The 7640-nt window shown below is 71.5% G+C and carries 8 protein-coding genes; all 8 read left to right on the plus strand.

Features of this window, described 5'->3' with window-relative positions:
- Nucleotides 1-7 precede the first annotated feature (7 nt).
- Nucleotides 8-1174 carry an acyl-CoA dehydrogenase family protein gene (locus ACFU6I_RS37030; RefSeq protein WP_384375269.1) on the plus strand — a complete coding sequence of 389 codons (1167 nt, stop codon included), beginning with the start codon at nucleotides 8-10 and terminating at the stop codon, nucleotides 1172-1174.
- Nucleotides 1171-2169: a bifunctional MaoC family dehydratase N-terminal/OB-fold nucleic acid binding domain-containing protein gene (locus ACFU6I_RS37035; protein WP_384375272.1), complete on the plus strand. Its 999-nt coding sequence runs from the start codon at nucleotides 1171-1173 to the stop codon at nucleotides 2167-2169. Before ACFU6I_RS37030 ends, ACFU6I_RS37035 begins: the two co-directional genes overlap by 4 nt.
- A complete protein-coding gene (locus tag ACFU6I_RS37040) occupies nucleotides 2169-3278 on the plus strand; it encodes an acyl-CoA dehydrogenase family protein (protein WP_384375275.1) in 1110 nt (369 codons plus the stop codon). The genes ACFU6I_RS37035 and ACFU6I_RS37040 overlap by 1 nt, the downstream gene beginning before the upstream one ends.
- The gene (locus tag ACFU6I_RS37045; RefSeq protein ID WP_384375278.1) at nucleotides 3275-3748 is read left to right on the plus strand and encodes a MaoC family dehydratase; all 474 of its coding nucleotides are present in this window, start codon (nucleotides 3275-3277) and stop codon (nucleotides 3746-3748) included. Before ACFU6I_RS37040 ends, ACFU6I_RS37045 begins: the two co-directional genes overlap by 4 nt.
- Entirely contained in the window at nucleotides 3745-4926 is a 1182-nt protein-coding gene (locus ACFU6I_RS37050) for a lipid-transfer protein (protein WP_384375281.1), read from the plus strand. Before ACFU6I_RS37045 ends, ACFU6I_RS37050 begins: the two co-directional genes overlap by 4 nt.
- Entirely contained in the window at nucleotides 4923-5771 is an 849-nt protein-coding gene (locus tag ACFU6I_RS37055) for a MaoC/PaaZ C-terminal domain-containing protein (protein ID WP_384375284.1), read from the plus strand. Before ACFU6I_RS37050 ends, ACFU6I_RS37055 begins: the two co-directional genes overlap by 4 nt.
- Entirely contained in the window at nucleotides 5764-6549 is a 786-nt protein-coding gene (locus ACFU6I_RS37060; protein ID WP_384375287.1) for a 2-keto-4-pentenoate hydratase, read from the plus strand. Before ACFU6I_RS37055 ends, ACFU6I_RS37060 begins: the two co-directional genes overlap by 8 nt.
- Before the next feature lie 105 nt (nucleotides 6550-6654).
- On the plus strand, nucleotides 6655-7590 hold the full coding sequence (locus ACFU6I_RS37065) for a 3-oxoacyl-ACP reductase (protein WP_384375290.1): 936 nt from the start codon (nucleotides 6655-6657) through the stop codon (nucleotides 7588-7590).
- The last annotated feature ends 50 nt before the right edge of the window (nucleotides 7591-7640 follow it).

A 7640-nucleotide genomic window follows, 5' to 3' on the forward strand; every position in this document is an offset into this window, starting at 1 on the left:
GAACCACATGCAACTGCGCGAGAGTGCCGCACAGCGCAAGCTGCGCAAGGAGTTGCGCAGGTACTTCTCGGGCCTGATGCCCGAGGAGGAGCGCCGCCGGGTCGGCGAGGAGGGCGTCGGCGGGGACCGCTTCCGCGAGGTGGTCAAACGGCTCGGCTCCGACGGCTGGCTGGGCATCGGCTGGCCGAAGGAGTACGGGGGCCAGGGCCGCTCGATCGAGGAACAGTACGTGTTCTTCGACGAGGTCCAGCGGGCCGGTCTCCCGTTCCCGTTCGTCACCGTGAACACGGTCGGCCCCACGCTCATGGCGTACGGGTCGCAAGAGCACAAGGAACGCTTCCTGCCGGGCATCCTCTCCGGCGACATCGTCTTCGCGATCGGCTACACGGAGCCCGAGGCGGGCACGGACCTGGCGTCGCTGACGACGCGGGCCGTCCGTGACGGCGACGGCTTCGTCGTCGACGGCAGCAAGATCTTCACCAGTGGTGCCAACACCGCCGACCACATCTGGCTGGCCGTCCGGACCGACGCCGACGCCCCCAAGCACCAGGGCATCTCGATCCTGGTCGTCCCGACCGACGCCGAGGGATTCTCCTGGAGCCCCATCCGGACCGTGGGCGGCATGGTCGTCACCGCCACCTACTACAGCGGCGTCCGGGTGCCGGCCACCGAGGTGGTGGGCGAGGTGAACGGCGGCTGGCGGCTGATCACGGCGCAGCTCAACCACGAGCGCATCGGCCTGGCGGCGCTGGGGGGCCGGATGATCCAGCTGTGGGAGAGGGTCCTGGAGTGGGCCAAGGCCAACGGCACCATCGAACTGCCGTGGGTCCGCCAGGAGTTCGCACGCACCCACGCCCGGCTGGAGGCGATGCGGCTGATGAACTGGAAGATGACCGGCGCGGTCGCCCAGGGCACCCTGACCGGGGCCGAGGCCGGGGCGGCAAAGACGTACGGCACCGAGACCCACATCGAGGTACAGCGGAGCCTGACCCAGATCCTGGGAGCGGCGGGACGCATCCGGCCCGAGTCGCCGGGCGCGGTACTGGCCGGACAGGTGGAGCAGCTCTCGCGCCAGGGCATCGTGAACACCTTCGGCGGCGGCGTCAACGAAGTCCTCCGCGACATGGTCGCCACCCAGGGCCTGGGCCTTCCCCGCAAGGGGCGTGGCGCGTGAACGAGGAGTACGAGGAGCAGCTGCGGGCCTTCGTCGGCCGCGAACTGAAGCCGCTCGCCCCGGGCCAGGACCCCGTCAACCGGCCGATGATCCGGCACTGGGCGGAGGCGATGGGGGACGACAACCCGGTGTACGTCGACGATGAGGCGGCCCGCGCCACGGGACGCGCCGGTGTGGTGGCCCCGGCATCGATGGTCCAGGCGTGGACGATGCGGGGCTACGCCGCCACGACGGTGCCGCCAGGTGCGTCCAGCGGGTTCGACGAGCTGGTCGAGCTGCTGGACGCGGGCGGTTACACCTCGGTGGTGGCGACCGACTCCGAGCTGGAGTTCCTGCGTGAACTGGCGCCGGGGGACCACGTCGGCGTGCAGGAGGTGGTGGAGTCGATCTCACCGGAGAAGCGGACCGGGCTCGGTGTCGGACGGTTCGTCACCACCGTGAAGACCTACCGGGACCAGGACGGGCAGCCGGTCGCCACCCAGCGCTGGCGCACCCTGCGGTTCCGTCCGGCGGAGTCGCAGCCGGAGCCGGAGCAGAAGCAGAAGCAGGAACAGGAGGCGGCCGCGGCGCCGCAGCGGGAGCCGGCGGCGCTGCGGCCACGGCCCGCCGTCAACCGGGACAACGCCTTCTGGTTCGAGGCGGCCAAGGGGCACCGCCTGCTGATCCAGCGCTGTTCCTCCTGCGCGACCCTGCGCCATCCGCCAGGGCCCTGCTGCCCGCAGTGCAACTCCCTGGACTGGGACACCGTCGAGGCATCGGGGCGCGGCCACGTCTACAGCTTCACGGTGAACCACCACCCGCGGCATCCGGCCTTCGCGTTCCCGATGGTCGTCGCGGTCGTCGAACTGGCGGAGGGCACCCGGCTCATCACCAACCTGGCCGGCATCGCACCCGAGGACGTGGCCATCGACATGCCCGTCGTCCTTGACTGGCTGGACGCCGACCCCGACCTTTCACTGCCGGTGTTCCGGCCTGTCGCGACGGAGGACCACTAGTGGATTTCTCGCTGGGAGAAGAGCTCGAAGCAGTCCGGGACCTGGCGCGTGAGATCTTCACCGACCGGGCCACCCCCGAGCGGCTGCGGGAGATCGAGACGTCCGGGACCCGTGTCGACGGCAAGCTCTGGGCCGACCTGGCCGCTGCCGGGCTGCTCGGCACCGCCCTGCCCGAGGAGGCCGGCGGAGCCGGACTCGGGACGGCCGCGCTGTGCGTCCTGCTGGAGGAACAGGGGCGGTGTGTGGCACCTGTCCCGATCTGGCCGGCCGTCGTCGCCGCCCTCGCGGTCGACGCGCACGGCTCCGAGCGGCAGCGCGGTGCGCTCCTGCCGGCCGTGGCCGACGGCACGGCCCGGCCGACCCTCGCGCTGGAGGAGTTCGGCCCGGCCGATCCGCTCGCACCGCTGACGACCGCCACGGCCGACGGGGACGACTGGCGGCTCAGCGGAACCAAGGCCGTGGTGCCCTCGCCCGCGGGCGCCGGACAGGTGCTCGTCACCGCCAGTACCGAAGCGGGCACCGGTCTCTTCCTCGTCGCCGCGGACGCCGCCGGGGTCACCTGGGAGCACGCCGAGACCACCAGCCACGACCTTGCCGGGCAGCTCACGCTCGACGGTGCGCTCGCCGAGGCGGTCGGCGCCCCGGGCACAGGAACCGTGGAGTGGACCGTCGAACGCGCCGCCGTCGCGCTGGCCGCCGTACAGGTCGGGGTCGCCGAGGGCGCGCTGCGGCACGCAGCGGGCTATCTGGGCGAGCGCCGGCAGTTCGGCCGTCCGCTGGCCACCTTCCAGGCTGTGCAGCACCAGCTCGCCGACTGCTGGATCGACATCGAGGCGATGCGGGTGACGCTGTGGCAGGCGGTGACCGCGCTCGACGACGGCGAAGGCGCGGCCCGGGCGGCGCTGGTCGCCAAGTGGTGGGCCACCGAGGGCGGGCTGAACGTCGTCCACCGCGTCCAGCACGTGCACGGCGGTATCGGCGTGGACACCGACTATCCGGTGCACCGCCACTTCCTGTGGGGCAAACAGATCTCGACCACTCTGGGCGGGGCCGGCGCCGACCTCTCCCGGCTCGGCGCGCTCCTGGCCCGCGAGGCGGTGGCCTCATGACGGCACCGGTCAGAAGCACACCACCGGCCGCGCGGACGACGTCGGCCACCCGGACGTTCGAAGAGGTGGCCGTGGGCGACAGGCTCCCCGAGCTGTCGATCCCGCTGACCCGCACGCTCATCGTCGCCACCGCGCTCGCGAGCCGCGATTACCAGGACGTGCACCACGACCCCGAACTGGCGCGGCAGCGCGGCTCGAAGGACATCTTCATGAACATCCTGACCAGCAACGGGCTGGTCGACCGTTACATCACGGGATGGGCCGGCCCGGCCGTGGTCGTCAAGGCGATCCGGATCCGGCTCGGCGCGCCCAACTACCCCGGCGACACGATGGTGCTCACTGGCACGGTCACGGCCAGGACCGACGAGGACCGCGGGCTGGAGATTTCGGTGCGCGGCACCAACGGCCTGGGCACCCATGTCTCCGGCACGGTGACCGTGCAACTGCCGAAGGGGGTGGGGACCCGATGACCGTCAGCGCCCTGACCGGTGCCGCCGCCGTGGTGGGTATCGGGGCCACCGAGTTCTCCAAGTCCTCCGGGCGCAGCGAACTCCAACTGGCCTGCGAGGCCGTGCTCGTCGCCCTCGCCGACGCCGGGCTCAAGCCGTCCGACGTCGACGGCCTGGTCACCTTCACCGCCGAGACCAACTCCGAGATCCACCTGGCCCGCAACACCGGTATGGGGGAGCTGACGTTCTTCTCCCGCATCGGCTACGGCGGCGGCGCCGGTTGCGGGACCGTGCAGCAGGCGGCCATGGCCGTCGCCACGGGCGCCGCGGAGGTGGTCGTCTGCTACCGCGCTTTCAACGAGCGCTCCGGCGAACGGTACGGACTCGGCCAGGCCGACCGGCCGATGGACACCACCGCCGACCGCGCCGCGTACGCCTGGATGACCCCGTTCGGACTGAGTACACCCGCCCAGTGGGTCGCCATGTTCGCCCGCCGGTACATGCACGAATACGGTGCCACCAGCGAGGACTTCGGCCGTGTCGCCGTCGTCGACCGCAAGCACGCGGCGAACAATCCCGCCGCCTGGTTCCACGGGCGGCCCATCACCCTGGAGGACCACCAGAACTCGCGCTGGATCGCCGAACCGCTGCGCCTGCTGGACTGCTGCCAGGAGACCGACGGCGGCCAGGCCCTGGTGGTCGTGTCGGCGGAGCGGGCCCGTGACCTGCCCCACCCGCCCGCGATGATCCGCGCCGCGGCCCAGGGGCTGGGAGCCGACCAGCACATGATGACCAGCTACTACCGGCCGACGATCAGCAGCATCCCGGAAATGGGCCTGGTCGGGCGGCAGTTGTACGCGCAGAGCGGCCTCGGGCCCGAGGACATCGACGCCGCGATCCTGTACGACCACTTCACCCCGCTGGTGCTGCCGCAACTGGAGGAGCTCGGCTTCTGCGGCACGGGCGAGGCCAAGGACTTCATCGCGGAGGGGAACCTGGAGATCGGCGGCCGGCTGCCGGTGAACACCCACGGCGGTCAGCTCGGCGAGGCCTATCTGCACGGGATGAACGGCATCGCGGAGGGCGTCCGGCTGGTCCGCGGCACGTCCGTGAACCAGCCCGACGGTGTCGGCAACGTCCTCGTCACCGCGGGGACCGGGGTACCTACCAGCGGACTCGTCCTGGGAGCCGACCGATGACCAAATCCCCGTGGCACGGCCGCGACCTCGGCACCCGTACCGTCTCCTACACCGAACGCGACGCGATCCTGTACGCGCTCGCGGTCGGAGCGCGGGCGAGCGACCTCGACCTCGTGTTCGAGGAACGGCTGCGGGCGTTGCCCACGTTCGCGCTGACGCTGGCGCAGTGGGCTCCCGACGCCCTCGGCGCGCTGGGCGCCTTCGACATCAGGACCGCCGTCCACGGAGCCCAGCGGCTGAAGGTGCTGGCTCCGCTGGCGAGGAGCGGCGAGGTGGCGATGACGGCCCGGGTCGCCGAGGTGTGGGACAAGGGTTCCGCCGCCGTCTTCGACGTCGAGGTGGCGAGCGAGTGCTTCGTGACGACGTGGTCGCTGTTCGCCCCCGGCTGCGGCGGCTTCGGCGGCGACCGGGGTCCCAGCGCCCCGAAACGGCCGGAGAAACCCGCCGACCAGCGGCTGGCCGTGGCCACGCACCCCGACCAGGCCGCGCTCTACCGGCTGCTCGGCGACCGGCACCACATGCACATCGACCCCGAGGCGGCCCGAGCCGCGGGCATGCCCCGGCCGTTCCTGCACGGTCTGTGCACGCTCGCCGCGGTCACCCTTCCCATGGCCGAGACGCTGGGAGCCCACCCGGCCGACGTGGTGGAGCTCGAAGCCCGGTTCGCCGCGCCGGTGTTCCCGGGCGAACGGCTCGACGTCCACGGATGGCAGGACGGCGACGCCGGCCTGCGGTTCGAGACATCGGCACACGAACGTACGGCGATCTCCGGTGGCCGTATCCGTTTCCGTTCCACCCGCCCGACGGGCGGACCCCCGATCCAGGAGGAGGACCACGATGCTTGAGCCCTCGCAGCGCGCCGAAGCCGCAGACCTGTTGTGGGCGGCACAGCGGGACCGGGTACCCGTGGCCCCGCTGACCGAGACGTTCCCCGGCATCGACGTGGTCGACGCCTACGAGATCCAACTGGCGAACATCCGAAGGCAGTTGGCGACCGGGGTCACCGTGAGCGGCCACAAGGTGGGGCTCTCCTCGAAGGTCATGCAGCAGATGATGGGGGTCGACGAGCCGGACTACGGCCACCTGCTCTCGGACATGGTGCTGTCGGAAGAGACCCCCGTGGACACCGGCCGCTACTGCTTCCCCCGGATCGAGGTCGAGATCGGCTACGTACTCGGCGAGAGCCTCCCCGGTGAGGGGTGCACGATCGAGGACGTCCTCGCCGCGACGGAGTACGTCGTCGCGAGCATCGAACTCATCGACAGCCGGATCCAGGACTGGAAGATCGGGCTCGCGGACACCATCGCCGACAACGCCTCCTCGGCGGGGGTGATCCTCGGGGCCGCCCGGGTCGCCCCGCGCGACCTGGACCTCACCGACGTCGGCGCCGTGCTGTACCGGGGCGGCGAGGAGATCGCGCGCGGCAACACCAGCGCGGTGCTCGGAGATCCGACCGAGGCCGTCGCCTGGCTGGCCCGCAAGGTGGCGTCGTTCGGCGTCCGGCTGGAGGCCGGTCACATCGTTCTGCCCGGCTCCTGCACCCGGGCGGTCGACGTGCGGCCCGGGGACGACTTCCGGGCCGAGTTTGCCGGACTGGACTCGGTGTCGGTCCGCTTCGCCTAGCGACGCGGCCCGCACCACTCAGCGGGACACCCCGCCGGGCAGAACTAGAATTCATACTAGTTTCGTGCTCTCGGAATGCAGGTCGCACGAGAGGAATGAGGCAGCATGAGCTCGACGAACAGCCTGGCGGGGCGTACCGCCGTCGTCACCGGCGCCGGCGCCGGCCTGGGCAGGAGCGAGGCGCTGGCGCTCGCGGCCCAGGGCGCCAACGTGGTGGTGAACGACGTGGGGCCGGCCGCCGAGGAGGTCGTCGCGGAGATCAAGGCTCTGGGCCGCGAGGCCGTCGCGGTGACCGGCGACGTCGGCGAATGGTCCATGGGTGACCGTCTGGTGCGGGCCGCGGTGGAGAGCTTCGGCAGCCTGGACATCCTCGTCAACAACGCGGGTGTGCTGCGCGACAAGATGCTCTTCAACCTCACCGAGTCCGACTGGGACGACGTCATCCGCGTCCACCTCAAGGGGCATGCGGCCGTCTCGCGCGCGGCGGCGACGCACTGGCGGGCGGCCGCCAAGGCGGCCGGCGGTCCCGTCTACGGGCGGGTGGTCAACACCTCCTCCGAAGCCTTCCTCTTCGGGGCCCCGGGCCAGCCGAACTACTCCGCGGCGAAGGCCGGCATCACCGCGCTGACCCTGGCCACCGCCCAAGGGCTGTCCCGATACGGCGTGCGCGCCAACGCGATCTGCCCGCGTGCCCGCACCGGAATGACGGCGGGCGTCTTCGGCGCCGGAGCGAACGCCGACGACGGACTGGACATCCTCGCCCCCGAGCGGGTCGGGACGTTCGTGAGCTACCTGGCCTCGCCCGCCGCGGAAGAGATCAACGGGCAGGTGTTCGTCGTCTACGGCGACATGGTGGCCCTGATGGCGGCCCCCACCGTGGAACGGAAGTTCACCGCGGCCGACGGGGCCTTCACCCCGGAGGAGCTCGACTCCCAGCTGACGCCCTACTTCAGCGGGCGCAACCCGTACCACAACTACGCGGCCTTCAGCGTCGCCGAGCTCGACACCACCGGGGTCGAGAACGTGGCAGCCGCGAACTGACGCCTCGCGGGGCACACGAAGCGGGGGCCGTCTCCGGGAAGGAGACGGCC

The sequence above is a fragment of the Streptomyces sp. NPDC057486 genome (assembly GCF_042802415.1).
GTDB classification, from domain to species: Bacteria; Actinomycetota; Actinomycetes; order Streptomycetales; family Streptomycetaceae; genus Streptomyces; species Streptomyces yanii.